The sequence below is a fragment of the Erythrobacter sp. W302b genome, from assembly GCF_046452395.1.
Lineage (GTDB): Bacteria > Pseudomonadota > Alphaproteobacteria > Sphingomonadales > Sphingomonadaceae > Erythrobacter.
In genome coordinates this window covers 220,137-243,679 of record NZ_JBKFDH010000001.1, presented here as the reverse complement: position 1 = coordinate 243,679, position 23,543 = coordinate 220,137, and the positions used below count along the sequence as shown (strand labels likewise).

Genomic DNA, 23,543 nt, shown 5'->3' with positions numbered 1-23,543 from the left:
CCTCATCCGCCGCTCAACCCATCGCGTAAGGTTTCCGATAGCAGTTGGCGTGCAAAGTCCCTAAATCGGCGGGGCAAGCTGAAGGAACGAATGCATGAACTTTGTCGGCAAGGTCTGGAAGATCCTCGTGGGGATCAAGGACGGACTGGTGCTCCTGTTCATGCTGCTGTTCTTTATGGCCCTGTTTGCCATCCTTTCGGCGCGCCCCAATCCCGGTCAGGTGCGCGAAGGGGCACTCCTGATCGATCTGGACGGCATTCTGGTCGAGGAAAAATCGGTACTCGATCCGATCGAGACACTGCTGTCGGGCACCGCCCCGGTCGGCGAATACCGCGCCCGCGACATCGTCCGCGCGCTGGACGCGGCGGCAACCGATGATCGCATCAAGGCCGTGGTGTTCGATCTCACCACCTTCCTCGGCGGCGGTCAGGTGCACCTCAAGGACATCGGCGAAGCGATGGACCGGGTGCGCAAGGCGAAGAAGCCGGTGCTGACCTATGCGGTCGGCTATGCCGATGATCACATGCTGCTGGCGGCCCATGCGAGCGAAGTGTGGCTCGATCCGCAGGGCCTAGCCGTCATCTCCGGGCCGGGCGGCAACCGGCTTTACTATGCAGGCCTGCTCGAAAAGCTGAGCGTCAATGCGCGGGTGTACCGCGTGGGTGCGTTCAAATCGGCGGTAGAGCCCTATTCGCGCAGTTCGATGTCGGACGAGGCGCGCCAGAACCTTGGCGGTCTGTACGGCGCGATGTGGGAGGAGTGGCAGGCCAATGTCAGCAAGGCCCGTCCCAAGCTCGCCCTGGCGCGGGTGACGAGCGATCCGACGGCCTGGATCCAGAGTTCGGGCGGTGATCTGGCGCAAGCGGCCGTCTCCGCAGGGCTGGTCGACAAGCTTGGCGACCGCGTCCAGTTTGGTGCGCGGGTGGCGGAACTGGTGGGCAAGGACCCGTGGAGCGACCTGCCCGGCACCTATGCCACAAGCGAGCTCGGCGCCTTCCTCGCCGATGCCGGTAAGGATCGTTCCGGCAAGGCCATCGGCGTGGTCACCATCGCGGGCGAGATCGTCGATGGCGAAGCCGGACCGGGTATCGCCGGGGGCAGGCGGATCGCTGATCTGCTCGACGAGGCGCTCGACGATGATTTTGCCGCGCTGGTGGTGCGGGTCGATTCGCCGGGCGGGTCGGCCACTGCGGCGGAGGAAATCCGCCGCGCGATCCAGCGCCACCGCGACCGCAAGATTCCCGTGGCGGTGTCCTTCGGCAATGTCGCGGCAAGCGGCGGCTACTGGGTCGCCACGTCGAGCGACCGGATCTTTGCCGAGCCCGATACCATCACAGGCTCGATCGGCGTCTTCGCCGTGGTGCCAACCTTCGAACAGGCCGCCGCCCGGCTTGGGGTCAATGCCGATGGCTATCGCACCACGCCGCTTTCGGGCCAGCCCGACTTCATCGGCGGCTTCAGCCCGGAAATGGACACGCTGTTCCAGACCTCGATCAGCGGCACCTACACGGACTTCATCTCCCTCGTCGCCAAGGCGCGGCGCATGCCGGTCGACCAGGTCGATAGCGTCGCACAAGGTCAAGTGTGGGACGGCGGAACCGCGCGCCAGAAGGGGCTCGTGGACGAATTCGGCGGTTTGGACGCCGCGCTCGGCTGGGCGGCGGCCAAGGCTGGTTTGAAGGACGGCGGATGGCACGCGGTCTACCTCGGTGAGCAGGCCGCCAATTACGATTCGCTTATCCGGCGCCTGGTTGCCAACCAAACCGCCCGGGCGCCTGCGGTGAACAATGGCGATCTGTTCGCGATGGCAGCGGCGCGCAGCGAGAACCTCGGCGCAAGGCTGGCCCGCGATGCCGAGCGTCTGCTGGGAACGCGCGGCGTTCAGGCGTTCTGTGCCGAGTGCCCGCCGAGCGCAGCGCCCCCGCCCTCCCCCACGAAGCGACCTGCGGGGATGCTGGCGCTGCTGGCGTGGCTGGCCGGCAGCTGAGCATCAGCGAAATCGCACGTCACCTCACCGCGAGCGCTTGCCAAGCGCGCAAGGCCCGATTAAAGGCGCCCCCCTGTCCGGGTCATACGGCCCCACGGACGGGCGCGTAGCTCAGCGGTAGAGCACACCCTTCACACGGGTGGGGTCACAGGTTCAATCCCTGTCGCGCCCACCATTTTTCCCAAGGTTTCAGAGGCTTTTAGCTCTGGCTGGAAAGATGGTCGTTGCGGCCGATGCGGAACATTACGCGAAAATGCAGGCCGATGCGGGCCGATTCCGTACAAATCCCGTACACACCGCAGGCCTTTGGTCTCGCCCTGTTCTTGCCGGATAGACTTTGCCGCTTCGCGCAAATAACTGGCTTCGGTCACTTCGGGGGAGACCGTCATGCCAATGGTCTATGCGTTCAAGCAGTTCGACATCATCTCAGGGTACGAGAAGGTCGCTGCCCGCAAAGCCACCCGCGAAGCGATCAAGCACGGGGAATTCACACTTATCGAAAGGACTGGCGAAGAGGTGTCGGCTGACGAAATCGACGGGGACGGGTTTTATCCCGCCAAGGCCTAGCCGGCCTTCCGCTTAGGCGCGGCGGTGCTGAGCTTCCCGCCAGGACCCCTTGCCAGCTGCAGGCCAGTCGCCGCTTCGGCCGCGCGCAGGCCTGCGTAGAACGCGCCATGCACTTTGGCTTTGGTGCCCTCGGCGTGGGTGTATGTGCGGCGCATCAGATTGGTGTCGCTCCACCCGCCCCATTCTCCCGCCGCCTTCTCATCGACGCTCTGGCGTACGTTCATCTCCTGACCGAAGCCGTGACGGCCAGCGCTGTGGAACGGAATGAACTCGATCCCTGCATTGCGACAGGCGGTTTCCCAGCCCTTGCGCGGGCCGCTGCGCGAGCTCCATCCGAAAACGCGCAGGTTCTCCTTCTTTCGCTCCCAGCCCCGCGGATAGAGCGGCGGCAGGTTCGCCAACTCCACCACCAGTTCGGTCGGGATGTCGAGCCAGCGATCGGGCGCGCCTTTCGCGCCTGGTATGCAGGCCTTGCCGTTTTGCAGATCGAGGTGGCGGCCGGGGTGCATCTCGCACGCCTGGCTGATCCGCGCGCCGGTGCAGAACATCAGTAACGCGAGCGCACCGTGGCGGGCGCTAGCGTGCTGGCGGAAGGCGAGCAGCCATTCCCATGATCCTGGCGGATAGCGGCGGCGGCCAGATCTGCCCCGAGCCTTGTCTTGCGCGACTGTCTCGGCCTTCGAGTATCCCTTAATCCTGATCGGCGGGCATTTGCCCAGATCGTGCGCGTTGTTGATCACCGCACGAATCGGGCTGATCACTTGCCGGACCCATGTGGCGGTGCCGCTGGCCGGATAGAACTCGGCGCCGAGCTCGCGCACGAAGCGCGGGGTGATCTGGCCGATCAACATTTCGCCGATCTTCTGGGTCAGTGGAATGAGGTAATCGGCGGTCTTCGGGTCGGCATCGTAAAGCAGCACCGCCTCGGCAAAGGTCAGGCCTGCTTCGTCCCCGAGAAGGTGACGACGGATCCGCCGGGCTTCCTCTTCCCTGATCCACGCCCTTGCGCCTTGCTCGTCAGATGCGCCAGTGCTGCAGCGGTAGTAGGCTGTGATCGGGGTGCCCTGGTGTTCAATCCGGCCGCGGACCCACCAGGTCGCGCCGCGCTGGTAACATTCGAGCGGCATTTTGCGTCCTCCCCTTCCCCTGCACTAAGGATAAATTCCATCTGGGCAGGCGTAATTAGCATAGCGCGGCCAATCTTATGCCGGGCACCGAGACGGTTGGCTTTCTCGCGCAAAGTTCGCTCTGAGATCACGATGCCACGATGGCTGAGCAGTACAATCCATTCAGACGGGGAGCGGGCCTCGTCAAGCGTGCGGCAGCCGGTGTTGATCACGTTTCAATCCTGCCGAAGGGTGATGATGGTGGCGATCGCCATGGCGGCAGCGAGCTCGAGGTGACGGATGACCTTGTCTCGATCCGCCCCAGCGTTTCGCATCTCAAGCATTGCGTCGAGGGCGAGGTTGAGGGTTTCCTCGCACAGGCCCTTGGCGCGCTGATCGGGGGCAACGAAGCGTGTGATCTGCTTTTCGACCAGTGCGGCGCGGGCAGCGATCACGCCGCGGAACGCATCAGCATCTTCGGCGAAGACGCGGACATGCTCGATATCGATCGACATGGCAGCGTGGCTGCCAATGCGTAGGGTCGGGAGCGTGCGGCTCATGCCGCGATCTTCCGGCGGCGATCGCGGGCCGAGGCGGCGCAATCGTCACAGACCGGCTTGCCATCGAGGCCGATTAGCCAGCCTGGCGGGGCGCCGGGTGCTGGGGCCGTGTGGGTCCGACCGCAATGGCATTCGAAGATGTGAGGCGTGTTCATGGCTGGCTCCTTCAGCTGGTGACGTTGAGGACAGTGCAGACCGCCAGGACGAACCCGGCGGGGAAGATGAGTGCGAAGGCGGCGACCTTCAGCCGGTCGCGGGCTTCCTGCCGGCGGATCTCGGCAACCTCGCGCTGCAGCCATCCGGGCAGATCGCGTTCGGTCAGGCTGGATGGATCATGCTTCCACATGGGTCTGGGGCTCCCTCTGCTGGCGCGCCTCGGCGCGGAGTTCGTGGGTGATGCGGGCAAGAGCGACGGTTCGGCGCCCGGGTTCGCAGTGCCAGCGCAAGGCAATCACCCGGTTAGCCTGGTCTTCGAGCTGCTCTGACATGCCGCCGTGCTCGGCCGCGAAGGCGGCAATACGGGTGATCGCCTGGTCGAGCGCGTCGCGGCGGTCCTGTTCACTGGCCGGGCTAGCTGGCTCCCCTTCCCCGTCGCAGATGAATTCCCAGTCTCGGACCAGATCTGCGAATGCGCGCAGTTCGCGCTCGGCCTCTTCAGGGGAGAGCTGACCAGCGGCGATGCGCTTGGGGAAGGATTCCCGGCGTGCGGCCAGCATCGTTTCCGCCATGCGGCGCAGATCGTGAAAGTCGCGACACGCGGGCGGCGGTTCGGGACAGATAATCGCGGGGCGACCGTCTGCAGGCCAGCGACGTTCACCGGGGCCGACCGTGTCGTTGATCGAGGGCGCGGACCATCGGCCCACTGGGCGGGATGCGAGTGCACGGCTCATACGAAGGGTCCTCTCTCGGACGCGGGGATCTGGAAGACCCAACACTTCCGGCTCTTGCCGTCAGCGCAGTTGACTCCCTTGGTTTCCAGCCAGCGGCGCGACTTCGAGGTGCGCAGGTGCTTCTTCAGGAGGTCGAGGTTGGGCGGGCTGAGACCAGCGTTCCGGCACCGGGCTTCGTAATCCGGCAGATTGATCGCGATCTTCTCGTCGGGCTTGCGATGGTGGTTGATGCTCTTGCCCAGCTCGTGATCGCTATCGCTTTCACGGTTGAGCAGGTGTTCGACATTTTCCCAGAAAGCGGCGACGATCGGGTGATCGCCCCCGGTCGACTGCTGGCGGTCGATCGCCATCGCGTCGACCAGCTTCAGCGCCTCTGCCAGCCATTCGGGCCGGGTATTCGGGAACAGCACTGGAAGGGTTTCGATCGCCGCCGCCAGCTGGCTGTGATTAAGGATCACGCGGTCATTCTCGAGCCCATCGACCCGGCGGCGCATGTCCTTTAGATGGTGGTTGAACTTGGCGGTGTGCGTGGTGAGATAGGCGTCTTCCTTGCGCGCGACATGGATGATGGTCCCCGACACATCGGCGAGCGGCATTTGTTTGAAGCGCGATGCGGCTTCCCGCCCGGCTTCGCTGAAATGCGCCTTGTCGAAGTGGAGCGACATGAGGCGTTCCAGCACGGCCGGGATCGCCGATATCCGCTCATTCTGCATGAGGTAAAGCGCGCCCTGGAAGGGCTGGGAATCGGTCTCGTAACCGCCACTGCGCCGCCCGATCGTGCGGGGCGAGCGGCCATTGAACAGCACCAGCAATTCGTTGGGATCGAACTTCTTGGAGTGGTTCCTGTCGTCCTCGCGTCCGCTTTCGATCAGGCCGACCGGCAGGTTGGAGAACTTCACCAGCTCGCGCGCCAGACCGGCTGCGCTGGTCTTCACGGGGTCAAGCCCTTCGAAGTCGGCCCGGCCGAGCAACCGCCACAGGGACTCGACCAATGTGGATTTCCCCGCGCCGGGAAGACCGGTGATTTCGAGGAAGCCCAGCGATCCATCGCGCGAACGGATCTGCACCGCAAAGACCGCCATCATGAAGAAGGCCAAGACCACGACGCCCTTGGGGCCGTAGGCGGTCCACAAGTCATCCAGCCATTGGGTGGCGACACGGTCGGGATCGTAGCGGATCTCGAGCGGGCGCTCGGGGCTGGCGAGCTTGGCCGAGAGCTTGCCGAATTCGAAGTATTCCTCCGCGTTCGGTTCGACCACGCGGCCCTTGTGCACGGCGATATCGCCGAGCAGCCAAGCGGCATGCTTGCGGGAATACCCGAGCAACTTTCCATGTCTGCAATCGAAAGGGTAAACTCCTTCAAATTGAAGAGGCCTCTGCCCCAGCCACCAAGCCCCGAAAGCTACCCCTCGGATTTAGTATCTTCACGCCTCGCGGCGATCGCTCCAGCCCTTAGAGGCTCAGCCCCCTACCCCTTCAGACTCACCAGCTTGACCCGGCTGCCCAACCCGCCGCCGCCATCGAGCCGATGCTCAACCTCGTCCACCAGCCAGCGGATTCCGTCGATCTCGGGATCCCAGCCTTGGAGCGTCACGGGCACGTTCGGTTCGATCGCCGGATCGCCTAGCGCCATTTCGTAATCGAACTCGTACTTCCCGCGCGCGGCGCGGCGGGCTTCGGCTGCAGCGGCGGTGCGAGCCTCAGCCTCGCTGGCGAACCTGCGCTTGATCCGCTTGGGGTTGTTCGCCTTCCCCTCTCTCACCGTCTTGCGGCGCGCCTCACCGCGATCCTGCCACTGCGCCTCGGCACCATCATGCTCTTCGCGATCGGCGATGCGGAAGCTCCAGCGGCTGCCATCGCGCCGCCGCAACACCAATGCGCCGAAGGCCTCATTGCTGACGTTCTCGCTGGCGCCCACGGGAAGGAAAAGCAGCACCTTGTCCTTCACCGTGGCGATCGCATCGTAGCGCGCCCCCAGATCGCGCAGGAAGGCGGCGTCGCTTTTCGCGTCCTGCTCGATGAGGGCAACCGGAAGACTGGCGAGATCCGATTGCACGCGAGCGGTGTAGCCATTGTCGGACGCAATCTGACCCAGAACTGAGCCAAGGGTTGTGTTCTTCCAGCTGCGATCCTGCCGGCGGCGAAATCCTCCGGTCAGGTCCGCCGATCGCGCGCTGATCCGAAGGGTGTCCGGCGGGCCGGACTTCTCCACCTGGTCGACCAGAAACCGGCCTTTGTCGACCATGCCGACCGTCACCTCTGGCCCTGCGACCCAGCCCAGCGCCAGTCTGGCATCCACCCCGCGCTTGATCGTGGGCAACAGGCCATCATGGTTCGACAAGGTGATCTCGAGCTTGTCGGCTTCCTCGCCCAGCTTCTCGGAGAAGCTCAGGCTCATCAGCCGCGGGACCAGCGTTTCGGCATAATCGATGCCGTCGATCTCCAGCATGAAGCTGGCGGTGTTGTAACTCATGTCACGGGCCGTTCCCGTTCGACCCGCTTCAGATCGACCGCAAAATCTAGCACGCGCGGCCGGCCGCCAGCGATGATGTGGCGCCAGCGTTCATCGACGTTGAGGATCACGAAGTAACCCAGCTCCTCGCCGTTGCCGAGGATAAGGGGCCATGCTTCACCCGATGCAGCCATCTCGCGAAGCCGCTCGATGTCGGAGAAGCTGCCGGCAATTTCGGGCACGAGCACGCCGTTGAGGGTCAGCTTCTCCTCGCCCGGGCCGAGGAATTGCACGGCGGCGCGCGCGCCATAGCGCTCGTTCTCACCCCAGCGCCAAGACGCGCGCCGCTCGAGCTCGTTGTAGGCAAGGCGCGGGATCCCGAACACGAACATCCCGATCGCGAGCAGGTGTTCATTCATCGCGGTACGCTCCCAAGCGTCTCGCCGAAGCTGCCGGTCAAACTGGATAGCGAGCTGCGCCCCCGGCGCCGGGGGGGCGGTGAAGCGGATTCGGGTACAGCCATGGCCTCCGCGCGCCTGATGCAGCGCAACCCCGATCTCACCGCCACCCGCGAAGGCAGCGATCGCGGCGATCAGCGCCGCTCGGTTGCCGATGATCTGCTCGCCGATGCCACCCGCACCATCCGCCAGATGCAGGGCGAAGCGCGCACCACCTCGGAGCTGATCTGATGGCGGCCGTGGTCTCCCGCGAAGGCGAACCGCTCGACCTGATCGTCTGGCGCAATCGTGGCCGCACCGGCGGGTTGGTCGAGGCTGCGCTCGGCCTCAACCCCGGTCTCGCCGCGCTCGGTCCCGAGCTGCCCGAAGGCGTCACCGTCCAGCTTCCCCCCGAAAGCACCGCACCGCCCGTCCTGAAAACCGTGAAGCTTTGGGGGTAGCGCGTGCTCGATCCATTCAAAGACCTGCCCGATGGGGCGAAAGCCGCCGGCGATTTGCTCTCGATCGCAACCCTTGTTGGCTCGCTGGCGAGCCTGCTGCCCGCCGTTGCATCGATCCTGACCATCATCTGGACCGTAATCCGGATCTACGAAACCCGCACGGTTCAGCAGCTGCTGGGCAGACCTTCAGCACCGCGATCGGCGAGCTGCGCGGCGAAATGCGGACCGAGATCGATCAGCTGGCGGTCTGCCGGCGGTGCGCGTGCCGTTCTTCCCTGCCAACGGCTTGCTGATCACTCGCCTCGATAATCTGTCGATCTATTGGCAGGAAGGCACCCGCCGCCGCTGGCTGAAGGATGAGCCCGAGGCTGATCGCATCGCCAACTACGAAAGTGTGAACGAGGCCTTCGTGGTCGAAGATTACGAGCTGGTGGTGCTGGTCGAGAACATCGTGATCGGCGCGGCACCGGCCCGACCGGAGGCACCGTAATACCGAGGGGCGTTGAAGGCGGCTGCTGACATCAGGGTCGGCGCCGTCTGAGCCCGTAGCATAGCCGGGGAGGAGCCAGAGCAAGGGCGGGATGCCCAATCTCTCGCCATAGCGCCCGGCCCCCGCCGCCTGATCGAGCGGGGAATTCGCCAGAAAGGAACCGCAGATGACCAGCCCCGCTCTCATGCATCGCCAGCAGAAGCTCGCGCGTCTCAGCACCCGCGCGCATCTCGATGACATGGCCCGGCGGTCGCGGGCCGGGATGGCCGCCCCGATGCCGGACGAAGGCCCGGTCGCAACCGAATACCAGGGCCTGCTCGCCCAGCTGCACGATGACCTGCGGGCGCTGTCGAACATCCAGTCGATCGAGAAGAAGATCGAGAAGAAGCCCGCATTGCTCGCCAAGTACCGCCCCTGGGTGGCTGGCGCGCTGCAGGTGGCCGACGGCGATGCCGCGCCGCAGGATGAGATCGTCGTCACTGCGCTGATCTGGGCGCTCGACATCGCCGACTGGGGCTTTGCGCTCGACATCGCCGATCACTGCCTGACCCACCATCTGGATCTGCCGGAACGCCACAAGCGCACGCTGGGCTGCATGGTGGTTGAAGAGATTGCCGATGCAGCGATCAAGGCCACCGCAAGCGTCCCGCATGATGTGCTGGAACGGGTGCGCCCGATCGTCAGCGATCATGACATGCCCGACCAGGTGCGGGCCAAGTTTTTCCGCGCGCTCGGCGAAAGCTGGGCTCAGCGTGCCGAGACCTACGACGCGGCCAGCGACAGCGCACCTGCAGGCGGCAAGCCCGCGATGGTCGACGCCGCGCTGACCGAGCTGCGCCGCGCGGTCGAGCTTAACGCCAAGGTCGGCGTCAAGAAAACGATCGAGCAGCTGGAGCGCGAGGCCAACCGGCTGCTGGTGCTGCGACGTTCGATGATGTCGGCAACGCGGCGGGCGAGCTGCTCGCCATCCTCGCCAGGCTGCTGCTGGATCGTGATGTTAAGGGTCACACCAGCGGCAGGGACATTGGGCCGAAGAGGCGCGCGATCCTCGCGATCACGGCCAGTGACCGGCGTCGCAAACTGCGCCTGCGGGCGAAGAGCTTCCTGCCGAGCCTCAAGCGCTGCGACAGGTGCCATCTGCGGCATCACTCGCATCAGAGCATCAGGCAGATCCAGCTGGCGGGCGATGTCGAGATCGACCGGCAGCCGCATTCGGCCTAGCGCCGGTAGGCGTGGGGCAGCGGGCTCCGCGACTTCCGCACCGATTGCCAGATCATCAGGTCGGGGCAGCTGCGGCAAAGCAGGGGAAGCGATCGCCGACCGGATCCGCAGCGCATCTATGGTCGGCAGGCGTGGCCCTTGCGGCGCGGCGATCTCTGCGCCGAACGCCAGATCATCGGGCCGCGGCAGCTGCGGCAAGGCTGGTGCGGTGACCGCCGACTGGATCCGCAGCACGTCCATGGTCGGCAGGCGTGGCCCTTGCGGCTCAGCGATCGCCGCGCCGATCGCCAGATCATCGGGCCGGGGCAACTGCGGCAAGGCCGGGGCGGTGATCGCCGACTGGATCCGCAGCGCGTCCATGGTCGGCAGGCGAGGCGTTTGCGGCGCGGCGATCTCTGCGCCGAACGCCAGATCACCGGGCTGCGCCATAGCGGGCACTGGCAGCGTCGGCACCGTCATGGCGGCCGCCACCGCAACCGCCATTCGCCACGCTGCGCCCACCGCACGCGGCGCACTGCGATCAAGGCCGATCGCCATCCCCTCTGTCATGAAGCCGCCCATTTCGGCGAACAGCCGCGAGGGTGATTTGATACCAAGGAAGGCGCGGATGTTGTCGACCCCGCGCATCACCACCGACTTAAGTGCATTCCACACTGCACCTGGTGCCGCCAGGATGCCCCGGACCAGCCCGTTGATGATCGCCCGCCCATAGGACGCCATCTGTCCGCCCAGTCCCTGCAGCCACGCGATTCCTTCGCCGAAGGCCCCGCGTATCATCTGCCATGCCTGCCCGATCATGCCCGTTCCGGCGGCAAAGGCCGATCGCACCGAAGACCAATGGGTCGTCACCAGCGTTCCGATCAGGCCCAGCGGCCCGAACAGCGCTGGGAGCAGGTGGAGCTTGCCCCTAATCCATTCCCAGGCGGTGCCCATCCAGCCCAAGGCCGTATCAAACCCGGCCCGGATCGCATCCCAGTTGGTGATTACCGCATGCGCCGCTAGTCCGATCGGTCCGAACAGACCGGGGAAGGCCATGAACTTGGCCTTGATCCATTCCCAGACGCCGCCGAGCCAACCGACAGCCGTGGCGAATGCGGCCTTGATCGTGTCCCAGTGGGTGTAGATCAGGTAAGCGGCCACGCCGATCCCGACCGCGATGGCTGTGATCCCGAGCACCATAGGGTTGGCCATCATCATCAGCCCGGCTCGCATTACCCCCTTGGCCATGAACAGCGCCGCCGAGCGCAGCAGCGTGAAGCCTTTGACCGCTGCAGTACCAAGCCCCGATGTCATCGCGCGCGCTGCCTGACGAAGGCGGACGAAGGACCGAGCCGCGTTGGGAAAGGCCCGCACGATGCTGCTGGCGTTCTTCCATTTGGCGTAGATTCCCCAGGCGCTGGCCATCGGCCGGAGAATGGTCCCGAAGACGATCTGTAGCCCGCCCAGCGCCACCTTGGCCGCGCCGGCGCCCGCAACCAGGTAAAGCAACCCAGTGGTGAGTTGCGGGTTCGCGGCCGCGAAATCGCCCACCGCGCTGGCCATCCCTCCGGCAATCGTAAGGAATTGGCTGGCCACCGGCAGCAGCTTGGTCCCCAGGGTCAGGGCAGTGCCGGTGAGTTGCACCTTGAAGGCTTGCCAGGCGATCATGCCATCGTTCAGAGCGCGCTGATCGAAGGCCGCGTCGATCGTGCCGGCAGAGTTAGCAATATCGCCGCGGATCTTACGATACTCTTCCATGTTCTGGATGAGCGCGATCAAGCCTAGCTGGGCTTGCTGGTCCTCGAGCACAAAGCCGAGCTTCCGATCATCGCCGCCTGTCGCTTCATCTGCGATGGTGGCGAACGCCTCCATCGTCGTCATGCCTTGCGCTTCGAATTTGCGAAGGGCGGCCGGCAGATCGATGCCGAAGTTCTTTTGAAACGCGCGGATCGTGGCTGGCGCGTTGATCTTGGCCATCAGGTTGGCGATGTTATTCGCGGCTTCGTCGGCCGACCCGGCGGTTTTCATCGCCACCTGCAGCGCGGCGGTGAGATCCGTCACCGCCGGAACGCCTGTCTGCCCCAGCACCTGCATCCGCGCGGTCAGCGTTGGGAACCACCGCGCCATATCCTTGATCTCGAACGCGCCCGCATTGCTCCCGGCGGCCATGATATCGAAGGCGCGGGCGGTATCCGACAGCGGCACTTTGAGGTTGTTGATATTGGCGTAAGCGGCCGCAGCCGCATCAGCGAGCTCAACTTTGAACGCCGTGCCAAGCCGTCCGATCGGCTCAGCCAGTTTCACCGCCTGGCGGGGATCCATGCCGAAGCCCGCCAGCACGTCGACTGCGGCGCGCATATCCTCAGGCAGCTGGTGCGTGGCACGCGAGGCGGCGAGGATATGACCCTGCATCCGGATCAATTCGGCGTTGGTCAGCCCCGCTTTCTGCTGGAGATCGACCATCCCGCTGGAGAATTCCATCGCGCCCTTGGTCGCAAGGATGAAAGGCGCAAGGATCGCCGCGCCTTCAACAGCGTTTTCCTGACCGGAGGAGATCAGCTCGTCGGCCCGTTGGTGCATGGCGCCGACCTTATTGTCGATCGCCATGATCTGGCGCTGTCGCTCGACCGCGCCGTTCGCGCGGCTCACAGCGTCCTCGAGCGCGCGCTCCCGTTCGATCAGTTCGGTGACGTTCCCTGTTGCGCCTTCCAGCTCCCGGCGGAGATCCGCAAGTTCGCGGTCCGCTGCCCGTGCCGCACGGGTGAGACGGGCGAGCGACTGCCCGCTCCGTTCCCCTAGCCCGACGATGTTCTTCAACGGCCCCGACAGCTTGTCGACGCCATTCAGAAGGATTGTCAGGGCAAGCTTGCGGTCCATTGTTTTCCCGTCAGTCTTCCTTCCCGGCGTGCGCTGCATTCCAGCGCTTGATCGCACGCTCACGCCAGCGCAGCAGTTCCTCGAAGCTCAACCGTTCAAGCTGATCGAGCGGCCAGCGGAACACGAATGCGATGTCAGCGATCAGCTCGTCGACGTCTGATCCTGCCCCATAACCCGGGCCATCATGGCTATGTCCGCCTTCGACATAAAAAAACCGAGCACCACACCGCTGATCACGCCGAGGTCCTCGATGCTCAGATCCTCGACCTCCTGCGAGACCAGCGTCGGCATGCTGATGCGCGGGACCAACGCCATCACGGCATTGACATCACCCTGCACCAGCGATTGCACCTGCAGGCCGCGCAGCTCGCGCGCCTTCGGCTTGCGCAACGCGATCTGGCTGATGACTTGGTCACCGCGGCGGATCGGGGTTTCGAGGGTGATGGTCTCCAGCCCTACCTCTGCGGGGACGGAAGCGGGAACGGGATCTTCGGTAGTGGGCTTCGCGGTGCTCATGGTTGGTTCCTTGTTGCCCTACCGTTCGAAGCGCGGCGGGCGGCGCGTTCGCTCTACTGGCGGGGCTGGTCGATTGGCCAGATCGCCGATGAGCTGGGCGTTGCCTATCCGACCATCGCCAGCTGGAAGAAGCGCGGGGGGTGGGACGAGGCACCCAGCCATGTCAAGATGGGCGATGCGCTGGAGGCACGCTGGGCCACCCTGATCGACAAGCCGGAGAAGACGGGCAAGGACTTCAAGGAAATCGATCTGCTCGCCCGGCAGGCCGAGCGCCTTGCCCGGATTGAGAAGTTCCGCGGCGGCGGCAACGAGGGCGATCTCAACCCCAATGTCGCCAATCGCACCTCGCCAGAGGCGAAGGCGAAGCGCGCGAAGGGCAAGAACCTTCTCACGTTCGAGGAGATCGAGAAGTGCCGGGAGCTGTTCGAAGACAAGCTCTACGGGCACCAGACCAAATGGTGGGAAGCATCCTCCCAGGTCATCCGCTTCATCCTCAAATCGCGGCAGATCGGGGCCACCTGGTACTTCGCCCGCGAGGCGTTCATGCGCGGCATGGACACCGGGAACAACCAGATCTTCCTGTCGGCCTCGAAGAACCAGGCTGAGGTGTTCCGCGATTACATCATCGACTTCGTGTTCGAAGCGACCGGCAAGGAGCTCAAGGGCAACCCGCTGGTCATCAATCGCCTCGATGAAGATGGCAACCAGCTGGACCCGGTCCGGTTCTATTTCCTCGCCACCAACTTCCGCACCGCGCAGAGCTATCACGGCGACGTCTATCTGGATGAGGCCTTCTGGCTTCCCGGGTTCCAGCAGTTCGAGGCCGTTGCCTCGGCGATGGCGTCGCAGAAGTTCTACCGCCTTACCTATTTTTCGACGCCGTCGACCGTCACGCACGGTGCCTATGGCAAGTGGAGCGGCGAGGAATGGAACCGCGGCCGCGCCAAGGGCGAGCGCCAGCATTTCGACACCAGCCACAAGACGCTAAAAGCTGGCGCGGTCGGGCCGGACGGGATCTGGCGCCAGATCGTCACGATCGACGATGCCGAGGAGCTGGGCTTCGATCTGTTCGACCGCGAAGCGTTGCAGCGCCGCTATTCGGTCGAAGAGTTCGGCAACAAGTTCCTGTGCCTGTTCGTCGACGATACCCAGTCGGCATTCAACTGGGCCATGCTGCAGCCCGCGATGGTCGACGCCTTCTACAAGTGGAAGGACTACAAGCCCGCCGAGCTTCGCCCGTTCGGTAACAAGCCGGTCTGGCTGGGATATGATCCGAACGATCAGGGCCGCGACGACGCGCAGCTGATGGTGATCGCGCCGCCCGAAGCCCCGCGCGGCAAGTTCCGCCTTCTCGAAAAGGTCCGACTGTCCGGTGAGGACTACGCCGGGCAGGACCGGGCCATCCACAGGATCGCGATGCGCTACAACGTGACCGACATCGGGATCGAGAACAGCGCCTTCGGATCCGCCGTCTATCAGCTGGTGGTCAAGTGGTTCCCAATGGCCCGGAAGGTCGATTACTCGGTCACCGGCAAGGCCCACATGGTGATGAAGGCGCAGAACCTGTTCCGCGCCGGGCGCATCGAGATGCCGATCGAATGGGGCGACGTGCGCGACGCCTTCATGATGATCCGGCCCAGCCTGACCGCCAGTGGCAAGCAGCTGACCTATGTCTCGGGACGCAACTCGGATCTCGGCCACGCCGATATCGCCTGGGCGACGATGCACGCCCTGATCAACGAGCCACTCGATGCCGGCGAGACCGGCCGCAGCCAATCCACCGTGGAGTTCTTCGAATATGACTGATGCAACCCAGCAGCTCACCGCGGCTCCGGCCGGGATCGAGGCCTTCACCTTCGGCGACGATGTCAGCGTGGTCGACGGGCGCAGCCTGTGGGAATACTTCGACGGCGCGTGGATCAATGCCGACTGGTACGAGCCGCCGGTGCCGTTCGTGGGCCTCGCCAAGTGCTACCGGATGAGCCCGCATCACCAGAGCGCAATCAAGCTGAAGGTCAACCTGCTGAAGAAGCACTTCGTGCCCTCGCGCTGGATGGACGCGGCGACCCATGAACGCGCCGCGCTTGACTTCCTGCAGATGGGCAACCTGTTCCTCGAGATGATCCCCAACGTCGCGCGGAAGCCGATGGCGTACCGGGTCAGCCCGGCGCTCCACACCCGCGTTGGGACCAAGGAAGGGTACTTCTACTGGGTCAAACCCGACACGGTGGGCCTGGGCAGCATCGCCAGCGGGCATGAGTTCGCGCCCGGATCGATCATCCACCTGCGCGAGCCCGATGTCGGCCAGGAGATCTATGGCCTGCCTGAATGGCTGGCGGCGCTCAATTCCGGGCTGCTCAACGAGGCGGCGACCCTGTTCCGCCGCCGTTATTACAAGAACGGGGCGCACGCCGGTTTCATCTTCTACCTGTCCGAGCCCAGCATGAGCGATGACGACGTGAAGAAGATCCGCGACCAGCTGCGCGGTGCCAAAGGCGTCGGCAACTTCAAGAACCTGTTCCTCCACGCGCCGAACGGCAAGAAGGACGGGGTGCAGATCATGCACCTCAGCGAGGTCGCGGCGAAGGACGAGTTCCTCAACATCAAGAACGTGACCCGCGACGATCTGCTGGTCGCCCACCGCACGCCGCCGCAGGTGCTCGGGATCATCCCCCAGAACAACGGCGGCTTCGGCGACGTGCGCACCGCGATGGATGTGTTCTTCAGCAACGAGATCATGCCGCTGATGGACGTCATGCGGCAGGTCAACGACATCACCGGCCTGCCGGTCGTGCAGTACCGCGATTACGCCCCGATGATGGTCGGCCCCGCGTCCTGATATTCACCTCGCCGAGAAGGCGGGGGAACCGGGCGCGCCAACGCCCGAATTCCGACGAAATGCTCTCGTCCTGTCCCCAACCGGTCCCGCCTTGGGATCAGCCCGCCTGCCGACTCGACAGCGGAACAGATATGGAACAAATGCGATGGAGTCGAATCCCTATTCTCCGCTCGAGCCGGTTGATCCGGTCCGCCCTGCCGCCGCCTACATCGGGGGCAAGCGAGCGCTCGCCAAGCGCCTGGTCGCGATGATCGATGCCGTGCCGCATGATGCCTATTGCGAGGGCTTCGTGGGCATGGGCGGCGTGTTCTTCCGCCGATCGGCAAGGCCGAAGAGCGAGACCATCAACGACTGGTCGCAAGACGTGGCGACGTTTTTCCGGGTGCTGCAGCATCATTACGTCGCCTTCCTCGACATGCTCCGATTCCAGGTAACAAGCCGGGCGAACTTCGAGCTGCTGGTGCGACAGGATCCGGCCACGCTCACCGACCTGCAGCGATCGGCGCGGTTCCTTTACCTGCAGCGCCTGACCTTCGGCGGGAAGGTTGATGGCCGCGGCTACGGCGTCGACTATGCGGCGCCCGCGCGCTTCGACGTCACCAAGCTGGGTCCGGTACTCGAGGCGATCCACGAACGGCTCGCCCGGGTGAAGATCGAGCGTCTGCCCTGGAGCGACTTCATCGCGCGGTACGACCGGCCTGGCACGCTGTTCTACCTCGATCCGCCCTACTATGGCTGCGAAGGCGACTATGGCCGGGAGTTGTTTGATCGCGACCAGTTCGCCTTGATGGCCGAGCAGCTGGCGCGCCTGAAGGGGCGCTTCATCCTGTCGATCAATGATCATCCCGAAGTGCGCCGGATCTTCGCGGGCTTTGCATTCCATGAGGAGGCGGTGCGCTACACCGTTGGCGGGATGCACAAAAGCCACCACTTTGGCGAGCTGATCATCACCGGCGGGGCCGATTGATCCCGCGCGCCATGGCGCTATTCAGGGATCTCGACGCGAGCATTGTGCCGCCCGGCCGATAACCGGGAACCGTTCTAGGACGTAGGCGCAGGGGCGCGTCACCGCTTGTACGCTAACCGTGCCAGTGAATTCGGGTGCCGACGGCCTTGGCCATACGTCCGAAACGACAGAAGCATGAACTCCCTGGTGCATGCCATCAGCGCGGCGTGGATAGATACAGACCGCCTGCGCAGCAATGGGCGTTGCGTTTGTTCCGCTCTTGTTCTCTCTGCGCGCATGAGTTCCAAGCGCCTTGATTCGCTGTCCGCCTATTGCCGTGAGGGTCTGCGGCTGCGCGTGCAGTGCAGCTGCGGGCATACCGTGCTGCTCGACCCCGCCACGCTGCTCAAACGCTGCCAGCGGAAGGGCGGCAGCCACTTGGTGGCCAAGATCGTGCCACGGATGAAGTGCAGCACCTGCGGCGCTCGCCCGATCGATTACGGTCCTGCCTGATTGGGATTGACGGCCCGACGCGGTGACCGGCTCATCAGGCTTGCCGCCGATGCCATATTCGTTCGGTCACCGCGTCGAACCTGCGACCTTAGCCTAGGGGCGCGAGCAGAGGTCGGCATCGATATCTCTACGATTGGCATCGCCGCAGTAACCCTATCTTGGATCAGTTTTGGAGGTTCCGGGAGTTGGCCACCTTCACCGGGGACCCACCAATACGACCGGGCCAAACCTGCGCGCCCAGACCCCGAGCGCCGCGCTTGCCCCCACGCCTCGCCCTCATGCTTTCTGCCCGCTTTTTATGCAGTCGGGGCGCTCACGGTGCGATCCGACGGAGGGGGGTATGGTCGGGGAACAGGTAATATTGGTAACCGGCCTCCGAAACGACCCCAGAAATGGCGGAATTCCGCCATTCTTCAGGTTACCTCCAAGGGGTAACATGCGGTAACATTTTCGAAGCCCAGAGGTCACATCATTGATTTTATTGGCTTCTGTTCTTCTCAAATATTACCTCTGGTAGGGGTAATTTGGTTACCCTGAAATTACCAAAATGTTACCCTCTAAGATATTGAATTAAAACATATGTTACCAATGTTACCTGTTTCCCCAATATACCCATCACCTAAGCGAAGCCGACGCAGTTCTGCGGTTTTCCGCAGACGATGCGGCAACCGAGGTTACATGGCTTGGGCTGAGAATCGATTATGCGGTCTGATGCACACGGGGGCATCGCGCCCCACTTACTCCAAAGATGGAGCGGGTGAAGGGAACTGACCTTTAGAGTGAGTGGCTTCGGCGTCTTGCTCGAATTCGCAGCTGCTGGTGGCGGCTTTCGGGAAATGGGCGAGCCCAGCTCAATGTCGGAAGCTGGGTGGTTTTTTGCCATTTCCTGATCATCCCTTCGTGGTTTATAGGGGGCTCGGTTCAGGAGCGAGACTATCGATGACCATTCGTTCCTCGTTGCCAAAGGAAAGCGTGGAAATCATGCTTCGAACTGTCGTCCTTACCTTGTCTGCACTTGTGGTGGGCGCAGCTTGCCTTGCCGTGTCGGGGCCGTTGCTGGGAGATGTTGCTGTCACAACTGCTCTGCAATCGGCTTTCGGCCCATCGCCGCAATGGGCCGAATGGGTGACCGACACGGCCAAGCCTCCGCTGGTGATTGCGACGATGTCCGGGGGTGCGGGGCTGGCAGGGCTGGTAACGGGCTGGCGTGGGGCAGTGGCGATACCGCTCGCTTTTGGCCTCGGCTGGTTGCTTGACAAAGCACTGAGGGCCGTGATCTTTGCGCCGCGTCCAGCAACCGAACTGGTCGAAGTCGCGAGCGCCAGCAGTTCGAGCGGCTTGCCCTCGACCTTTGGGCTTGTTTACGGAAGCATTTTTGGAGCCGTGCTGCTCGCAACGGCGAATGGCAAGATCGCGCTGGCGACACGAGCCTTCGCTGTAGCCTTGATTATCATCGGCGCAGCGGCGCGGGTGGTGCTGGGCGGACACTGGGCCAGCCAGATGCTGGCATCGATCCTGCTTGGCTTGGCGGTGGCTGCGGCTGCCCTTGCTATGACAAATCTGATTGGACGTCGCGAGAGAGCAAACGTCCATTAAATGTCAGGAATGGGGTCGGTTGCAGAAGAGCAGGAATTTTCCAGCAGAGTGGCAAAGCCGACATACCGCTTGCGGGATCGTCCACCGGCCGTGCTTATGACTGCTGGTGGGTGGATAGCTGCCGTTGTCGCGCAGAGAGCAAGCAGCTAAGCTGTGCGTATGGATCAAAGAGAGTTTGTGCGCTTATTGAACGCCGTAGTCCTTGAAGGGCTTTCGAGTGACGTCGTGAGCGCTTGGCAACATCCACCCGGTCGATTGCGTTCCGAGGAGAAGTCGCGGCGCTCCGATTGGCTTGAAACCATGAATTCGGAAGAGCGTGCGCTTCTTGAGGCTTTCGGCGCCGACGTGGCGCGAGCAGCGGTTTTCGGTGTGCTGGCCGTGCTGGACGGCAACCGGAAAGTTGAAGAGCCTGAGATTGGCCACCTTGAGCTTCGTCACGTCTCAGATGGCCGCTCTGAACTTCTCGCCTCCAGCGCCATAGAAATGCCGGTTCTGCCTCTGCACGAGCTACTGCCCTGAGGGTCCGTTACGGTGCCGAATTCGGAACGGCGGCTCGCGAGTGACTTGCCTACTCAGTCCCGGAGCCAGTCAAATTCAGATTTCGCGTCAGCCTCAAGAGCTTCCTCTGTTTCATATAGGCCGGAAAATTTTGCCATGGTCCAGTGGGGAGGATCAGGAAAATCCTCATCCCCTCGGTAGCGGTCGTCGAAGGTGACGTATCGGTAAAGGCCATCGGCACCGCGTTCGACGTCGATGCGGTTTTTGCCGTCACGGCTGATGATGCTTCGAACTATGTCCATTTGCCATTCTTCGCAGAACATGACGGCCGATGTCTATCATCAAGGCCGCGCCGCCTTAATGTCCAGTTCGGGGTCGATTGCCGAATGGCGCTTCTTGGCGAAAATCCTACCTAAGCTGCTCGGCTGCTTTCGTATCCGCCACCTACCCGGCTCATGGCAGCTCGTGGGTGGATTCCGGTAATCAGAATGCCGTCAACGGAGGCGCTGTTCGTCCAAGATAATCTCCGCTCCCGCCGAGACTTCGAAGTTACCGAATTCAGCGAGTTCTACCAATAAATCGATTATTGTAGAACAATCGTAATTTTGAAGACAGTATACCAAGGTTCCGCGATTGTTCACGAGTTCCGGACGCTGAATTAGTTCCACGAGAGGCTGAAAGACTCTTTTGTCTTTCGTATCAGAAAGCTCCAGTGCAAGCGAGTTTCGCTCCAAGTGACTGTCAGTCACTTCAAGGCGACGCAGCTTCTCCAAGATTTCAGTCTCGTTCATGGCGTTATTCTGGCCGAAGGCGCTTATGACCACAATGGGGTCGTTTGCGGAAAGTCAGCTTCTGGCAGAAAATCTCCCGAAGCTGCCGGTCCGCTATCGGGACCGCGCACCTTCGCCGGGACGGGCTGGAAATGGGTGGGAAGCGGACGACAAGCTCAGATCAACTCCACATTTCGTGGCGGACCGCTGGTCATGATGTGGAGCGAGTGGTCTGTAGTTGAAATTACCAAGTGCCGCCATGCCCGGTCGATGCCTCCATTGCGCGACATTACCCGTGCAACCCACGAGGAATGGATCACCTCTTGCAGTGGATATCGCCAGCGGTGGTCCTCTCCGGTCAATTGAGGAAGCGGCAATTGATTGGACATCCAAGGATCCGAAAACTCCTCATAGGATTTGAACGCTTCCACATAGTCGAAATCGATATGAAGCTTGTGATGCGCACCGGTTGACCAATAGCGGGCAGTCACGCTCAGCCACCCGTCATTGAACGTGCAACCAAAAGTCTCAAGTGGAGCTTCCGGCAATCCGGGGATTGGAACCCATCGTTCGTAGCGCTCAACCATTTCGTCCATGCCCAGTAGCTTAAGCAACCAAACTTCGTCCGCAATGGGTCGTTTCCCGAACGGCAGCATTTATCTGAATGGCCCAGATAGCAGCCCACCCTGCCTGGAGCCAGTTGCGGCAATGGGAGGATTGCTCAATTCGACCATTGAGTAGCTGACTGCAGTTTTGCGGTAGGGATTAAAGAGGCGGGCGAGCCACACGTTGGGATTGCTCACTACTCCAGCTAGCAAACCTTCAAGTTATCCGGAGGCATGCTCCGCCATTTGGCTTTGATATGGCTTCTAACGCAATCGCAATTATCTGATATCCCGGTGTCTAACCCTTGCTAAGCGCATTCGGCGATGCCACTAATTGCCTTTCTCAGGGGAGCGGAATTAAATGGTGCGCGTTGCTTCGCGGAGGCTGGTCGCCTCCCTTTTAGTGCTTGGCGTACTGTCCGGCTGCGGCGGTGGTGATAGTGGAAGTGGTAGCGGAGTCCCTGCGCAAATCAACAAAGCCCCGTCTTTCACCTCGGCAACCACCGCTTCGGTAGCTGAGAACTCTAGCACGCCGTTCTATAATGCTGCGGCCACAGATGCCGATGGAGATACGGTCACGATCGCAATCACGGGCGGAAGCGATTCCGCCGCATTCTCATTTGCCGGAGGCGTGCTCGCCTTCGCCAGAGCACCGAACTACGATCAGCCCACCGATGCAAATCTCGATAACACCTACGAAGTCACATTGACCGCAACCGACGGCAAGGGCGGATCGACCAGTCTGACTTTACCGGTTCGAGTTACAAACGACCACGAGGGGGTCAACTTAACCAGACTGGCTAGTGGCCTTGGAACCGATGCGGTTATTGCCGCGCGCATAAGCGGGTCTGACGGGCTGATCGTAGTCTCGCAAGACGGCACAGTTCGTGAGTTCTTTGGCGGTGACGCGACGGGCAATCTTTCGGGCAACGTCTTTGAGCCTGGGGAGACCGGGCGTGTGCTCGCAGTCGCTCACTTCAATGGATACGGTGTGGCCATGCTCCAAATCGCGGGAGTGGGTGTCATCGTGCGCACCATTGTCCTCCAGGATTCCATCTTGCGATATGTCGATAACGATGTGCTCGCTGGACCCTCCACCGAAGCAGTCCGCGGCACCCTTTTCATCGGCGGTGACGGCTTTCTGTTCGGCGCACTGGGCGATCCTTCGGGCGGACTGGCGCAGGATGTTTCATCGGGTTACGGCAAGCTCTACCGGGTTCAAATTGATCCCTTCTGCGGCGCTTCGCTCGGTTCCTATTGTTTGTTTTCAGAACTGTTCGGAGACGGGATACACTCACCGGCCGGGGGCGGTGGCTATGCCTCTCGCAGCTTTCTGCTCGACAGCGGTACGGACCAGCAGGAGGAAGTCGACTACTTCTTCCAAGATGCGCGCCCGCTCGATTTCGGCTGGCCATTTCGCGAAGGTACCTACGTCCGGGTTGCCAATCCGCCGGCGGCTGTGATCGGCCCGTCCATCACCTACACATATGGAGATGGGTTCTTTCAAGGCCAGAGAATGACCGGCGGGGTCCACTATAGAGGTAACATCTCCAGTCTGGACGATCGCATCCTGATCACCGACCGGAGCGGAAAGATTTTCGCTTTCCGCGCCGGTTTCCTGAGTGATGGCATTTTGCATGCGGCGAACGAGATGGAGAACCGAACCGCCGATTTTGCCCCCGCAGACGGAGCAATCGAACGCCCGACCGCCATTGTGCGCGATACGGCAGGTCGTCTTTTCGTACTCGACGGCGACGGCGAGCTTTACGTAGCTCGCTGAGCAGAGAGTAGGCGTGCCCCGCACGCAGACGGGTGGCTCTTGGCGAAAATCTCATACAAGCTGCCTGTCTGGTTGGCTGAAAGGTCTCCATGTCCATCGCCCATTCTAGTGCGAATGCAGACAGATTGGAGTGATCAGGTACAAAGCTCGTACACGCGAATTCGATCTGCGCTCTGATATCCTAGTCGGATTATGACATTAGCGTAAACCGCTAGCGTCCTTCACACGGGTGGGGTCACAGGTTCAATCCCTGTCGCGCCCACCATTTCCTCCTCTTTGCGGCAGAGCGGAAATGGCTTGACTGCGGCCCGCCACGGCCCGCTGCACCGCCTCCTTGCGTCATTCGCCCCTCCTGCCTTGACCGGGCCGCCGTGTTCGCGGCAAGGCTGGTCGCTCACGCCGGTGGGCGATCATGCGAGGTTCTTCATGCGCAAGAGATTCTGGGGCCAGTGC

The 23,543-nt window shown here is 62.8% G+C and carries 24 protein-coding genes, 1 tRNA gene and 2 pseudogenes; 14 read left to right on the top strand and 13 right to left on the bottom strand.

From position 1 onward, the window contains the following. Positions 1–94: 94 nt before the first annotated feature. From sppA to ACLBKT_RS01235, 3 genes are all read left to right on the top strand, one after another. A complete protein-coding gene (sppA, locus tag ACLBKT_RS01245; RefSeq protein ID WP_410181171.1) occupies positions 95–1,987 on the top strand; it encodes a signal peptide peptidase SppA in 1,893 nt (630 codons plus the stop codon). Positions 1,988–2,087: 100 nt separating this feature from the next. Further along, a tRNA-Val gene (locus ACLBKT_RS01240) sits at positions 2,088–2,162 on the top strand. 212 nt (positions 2,163–2,374) lie between these two features. Next, positions 2,375–2,554, top strand: a complete 180-nt coding sequence (locus ACLBKT_RS01235; RefSeq protein WP_410181170.1) for a hypothetical protein — start codon at positions 2,375–2,377, stop codon at positions 2,552–2,554. On the opposite strand, the gene ACLBKT_RS01230 is transcribed toward ACLBKT_RS01235, so the two are convergent. From ACLBKT_RS01230 to ACLBKT_RS01200, 7 genes are all read right to left on the bottom strand, one after another. Further along, a complete protein-coding gene (locus tag ACLBKT_RS01230; RefSeq protein WP_410181169.1) occupies positions 2,551–3,681 on the bottom strand; it encodes a tyrosine-type recombinase/integrase in 1,131 nt (376 codons plus the stop codon). The two genes, ACLBKT_RS01235 and ACLBKT_RS01230, sit on opposite strands and share 4 nt — an antisense overlap. 215 nt (positions 3,682–3,896) lie before the next feature. Further along, positions 3,897–4,220: a hypothetical protein gene (locus ACLBKT_RS01225; protein ID WP_410181168.1), complete on the bottom strand. Its 324-nt coding sequence runs from the start codon at positions 4,218–4,220 to the stop codon at positions 3,897–3,899. A gap of 166 nt (positions 4,221–4,386) precedes the next feature. After that, positions 4,387–4,566 (bottom strand): hypothetical protein, encoded by a 180-nt coding sequence (locus ACLBKT_RS01220; RefSeq protein WP_410181167.1) that lies wholly within the window; start codon positions 4,564–4,566, stop codon positions 4,387–4,389. Next, positions 4,553–5,110, bottom strand: coding sequence for a hypothetical protein (locus ACLBKT_RS01215; RefSeq protein WP_410181166.1), 558 nt, complete (start codon positions 5,108–5,110; stop codon positions 4,553–4,555). Before ACLBKT_RS01215 ends, ACLBKT_RS01220 begins: the two co-directional genes overlap by 14 nt. Further along, entirely contained in the window at positions 5,107–6,435 is a 1,329-nt protein-coding gene (locus ACLBKT_RS01210) for a hypothetical protein (protein ID WP_410181165.1), read from the bottom strand. Before ACLBKT_RS01210 ends, ACLBKT_RS01215 begins: the two co-directional genes overlap by 4 nt. A 143-nt stretch (positions 6,436–6,578) precedes the next feature. Next, a complete protein-coding gene (locus tag ACLBKT_RS01205) occupies positions 6,579–7,583 on the bottom strand; it encodes a phage late control D family protein (protein ID WP_410181164.1) in 1,005 nt (334 codons plus the stop codon). After that, positions 7,580–7,981 (bottom strand): phage tail protein, encoded by a 402-nt coding sequence (locus ACLBKT_RS01200; RefSeq protein ID WP_410181163.1) that lies wholly within the window; start codon positions 7,979–7,981, stop codon positions 7,580–7,582. Before ACLBKT_RS01200 ends, ACLBKT_RS01205 begins: the two co-directional genes overlap by 4 nt. 102 nt (positions 7,982–8,083) lie before the next feature. Between ACLBKT_RS01200 and ACLBKT_RS01195 the strand changes: the two genes are divergently transcribed. The 4 genes and pseudogenes from ACLBKT_RS01195 to gpM all read left to right on the top strand — a co-directional run. Further along, positions 8,084–8,251 (top strand): head completion/stabilization protein, encoded by a 168-nt coding sequence (locus tag ACLBKT_RS01195; RefSeq protein ID WP_410181162.1) that lies wholly within the window; start codon positions 8,084–8,086, stop codon positions 8,249–8,251. Beyond that, entirely contained in the window at positions 8,251–8,460 is a 210-nt protein-coding gene (locus ACLBKT_RS01190) for a tail protein X (RefSeq protein ID WP_410181161.1), read from the top strand. The genes ACLBKT_RS01195 and ACLBKT_RS01190 overlap by 1 nt, the downstream gene beginning before the upstream one ends. Before the next feature lie 220 nt (positions 8,461–8,680). Then, positions 8,681–8,950, top strand: a pseudogene (locus tag ACLBKT_RS01185) (P2 family phage major capsid protein); the annotation flags it as partial. A gap of 166 nt (positions 8,951–9,116) precedes the next feature. Further along, positions 9,117–9,596: pseudogene (gene gpM, locus ACLBKT_RS01180) on the top strand (phage terminase small subunit); the annotation flags it as partial. Positions 9,597–9,712: 116 nt separating this feature from the next. On the opposite strand, the gene ACLBKT_RS01175 reads toward gpM, so the two are convergent. The 3 genes from ACLBKT_RS01175 to ACLBKT_RS01165 are packed head-to-tail and all read right to left on the bottom strand — an operon-like array spanning position 9,713 to position 13,417. Next, positions 9,713–13,027: a phage tail tape measure protein gene (locus tag ACLBKT_RS01175; protein WP_410181160.1), complete on the bottom strand. Its 3,315-nt coding sequence runs from the start codon at positions 13,025–13,027 to the stop codon at positions 9,713–9,715. 10 nt (positions 13,028–13,037) lie between these two features. Further along, complete coding sequence (locus ACLBKT_RS01170) at positions 13,038–13,160, bottom strand: GpE family phage tail protein (RefSeq protein WP_410183624.1); 123 nt, start codon at positions 13,158–13,160, stop codon at positions 13,038–13,040. Positions 13,161–13,168: 8 nt separating this feature from the next. Next, positions 13,169–13,417 carry a phage tail assembly protein gene (locus tag ACLBKT_RS01165; RefSeq protein ID WP_410181159.1) on the bottom strand — a complete coding sequence of 83 codons (249 nt, stop codon included), beginning with the start codon at positions 13,415–13,417 and terminating at the stop codon, positions 13,169–13,171. Positions 13,418–13,435: 18 nt separating this feature from the next. Between ACLBKT_RS01165 and ACLBKT_RS01160 the strand changes: the two genes are divergently transcribed. From ACLBKT_RS01160 to ACLBKT_RS01135, 6 genes are all read left to right on the top strand, one after another. Then, a complete protein-coding gene (locus ACLBKT_RS01160; protein WP_410181158.1) occupies positions 13,436–15,349 on the top strand; it encodes a terminase large subunit domain-containing protein in 1,914 nt (637 codons plus the stop codon). After that, entirely contained in the window at positions 15,342–16,382 is a 1,041-nt protein-coding gene (locus tag ACLBKT_RS01155) for a phage portal protein (protein ID WP_410181157.1), read from the top strand. Before ACLBKT_RS01160 ends, ACLBKT_RS01155 begins: the two co-directional genes overlap by 8 nt. A gap of 145 nt (positions 16,383–16,527) precedes the next feature. Continuing rightward, positions 16,528–17,349 (top strand): DNA adenine methylase, encoded by an 822-nt coding sequence (locus ACLBKT_RS01150; RefSeq protein WP_410181156.1) that lies wholly within the window; start codon positions 16,528–16,530, stop codon positions 17,347–17,349. 276 nt (positions 17,350–17,625) lie between these two features. After that, complete coding sequence (locus ACLBKT_RS01145; protein ID WP_410181155.1) at positions 17,626–17,841, top strand: hypothetical protein; 216 nt, start codon at positions 17,626–17,628, stop codon at positions 17,839–17,841. A gap of 819 nt (positions 17,842–18,660) precedes the next feature. Beyond that, positions 18,661–19,437 carry a phosphatase PAP2 family protein gene (locus ACLBKT_RS01140; protein WP_410181154.1) on the top strand — a complete coding sequence of 259 codons (777 nt, stop codon included), beginning with the start codon at positions 18,661–18,663 and terminating at the stop codon, positions 19,435–19,437. Positions 19,438–19,596: 159 nt separating this feature from the next. Then, on the top strand, positions 19,597–19,956 hold the full coding sequence (locus ACLBKT_RS01135) for a hypothetical protein (RefSeq protein ID WP_410181153.1): 360 nt from the start codon (positions 19,597–19,599) through the stop codon (positions 19,954–19,956). A gap of 53 nt (positions 19,957–20,009) precedes the next feature. Here ACLBKT_RS01135 and ACLBKT_RS01130 read toward each other — a convergent pair whose 3' ends face one another. From ACLBKT_RS01130 to ACLBKT_RS01120, 3 genes are all read right to left on the bottom strand, one after another. Continuing rightward, complete coding sequence (locus ACLBKT_RS01130) at positions 20,010–20,258, bottom strand: hypothetical protein (RefSeq protein ID WP_410181152.1); 249 nt, start codon at positions 20,256–20,258, stop codon at positions 20,010–20,012. Between the two features lie 171 nt (positions 20,259–20,429). After that, positions 20,430–20,726 (bottom strand): hypothetical protein, encoded by a 297-nt coding sequence (locus ACLBKT_RS01125; RefSeq protein ID WP_410181151.1) that lies wholly within the window; start codon positions 20,724–20,726, stop codon positions 20,430–20,432. A gap of 155 nt (positions 20,727–20,881) precedes the next feature. Then, positions 20,882–21,301, bottom strand: coding sequence for a hypothetical protein (locus tag ACLBKT_RS01120; RefSeq protein ID WP_410181150.1), 420 nt, complete (start codon positions 21,299–21,301; stop codon positions 20,882–20,884). A gap of 370 nt (positions 21,302–21,671) precedes the next feature. On the opposite strand from ACLBKT_RS01120, the gene ACLBKT_RS01115 reads away from it, so the two are divergent. Then, the gene (locus tag ACLBKT_RS01115; protein ID WP_410181149.1) at positions 21,672–23,090 is read left to right on the top strand and encodes a hypothetical protein; all 1,419 of its coding nucleotides are present in this window, start codon (positions 21,672–21,674) and stop codon (positions 23,088–23,090) included. Positions 23,091–23,543 lie beyond the last annotated feature (453 nt).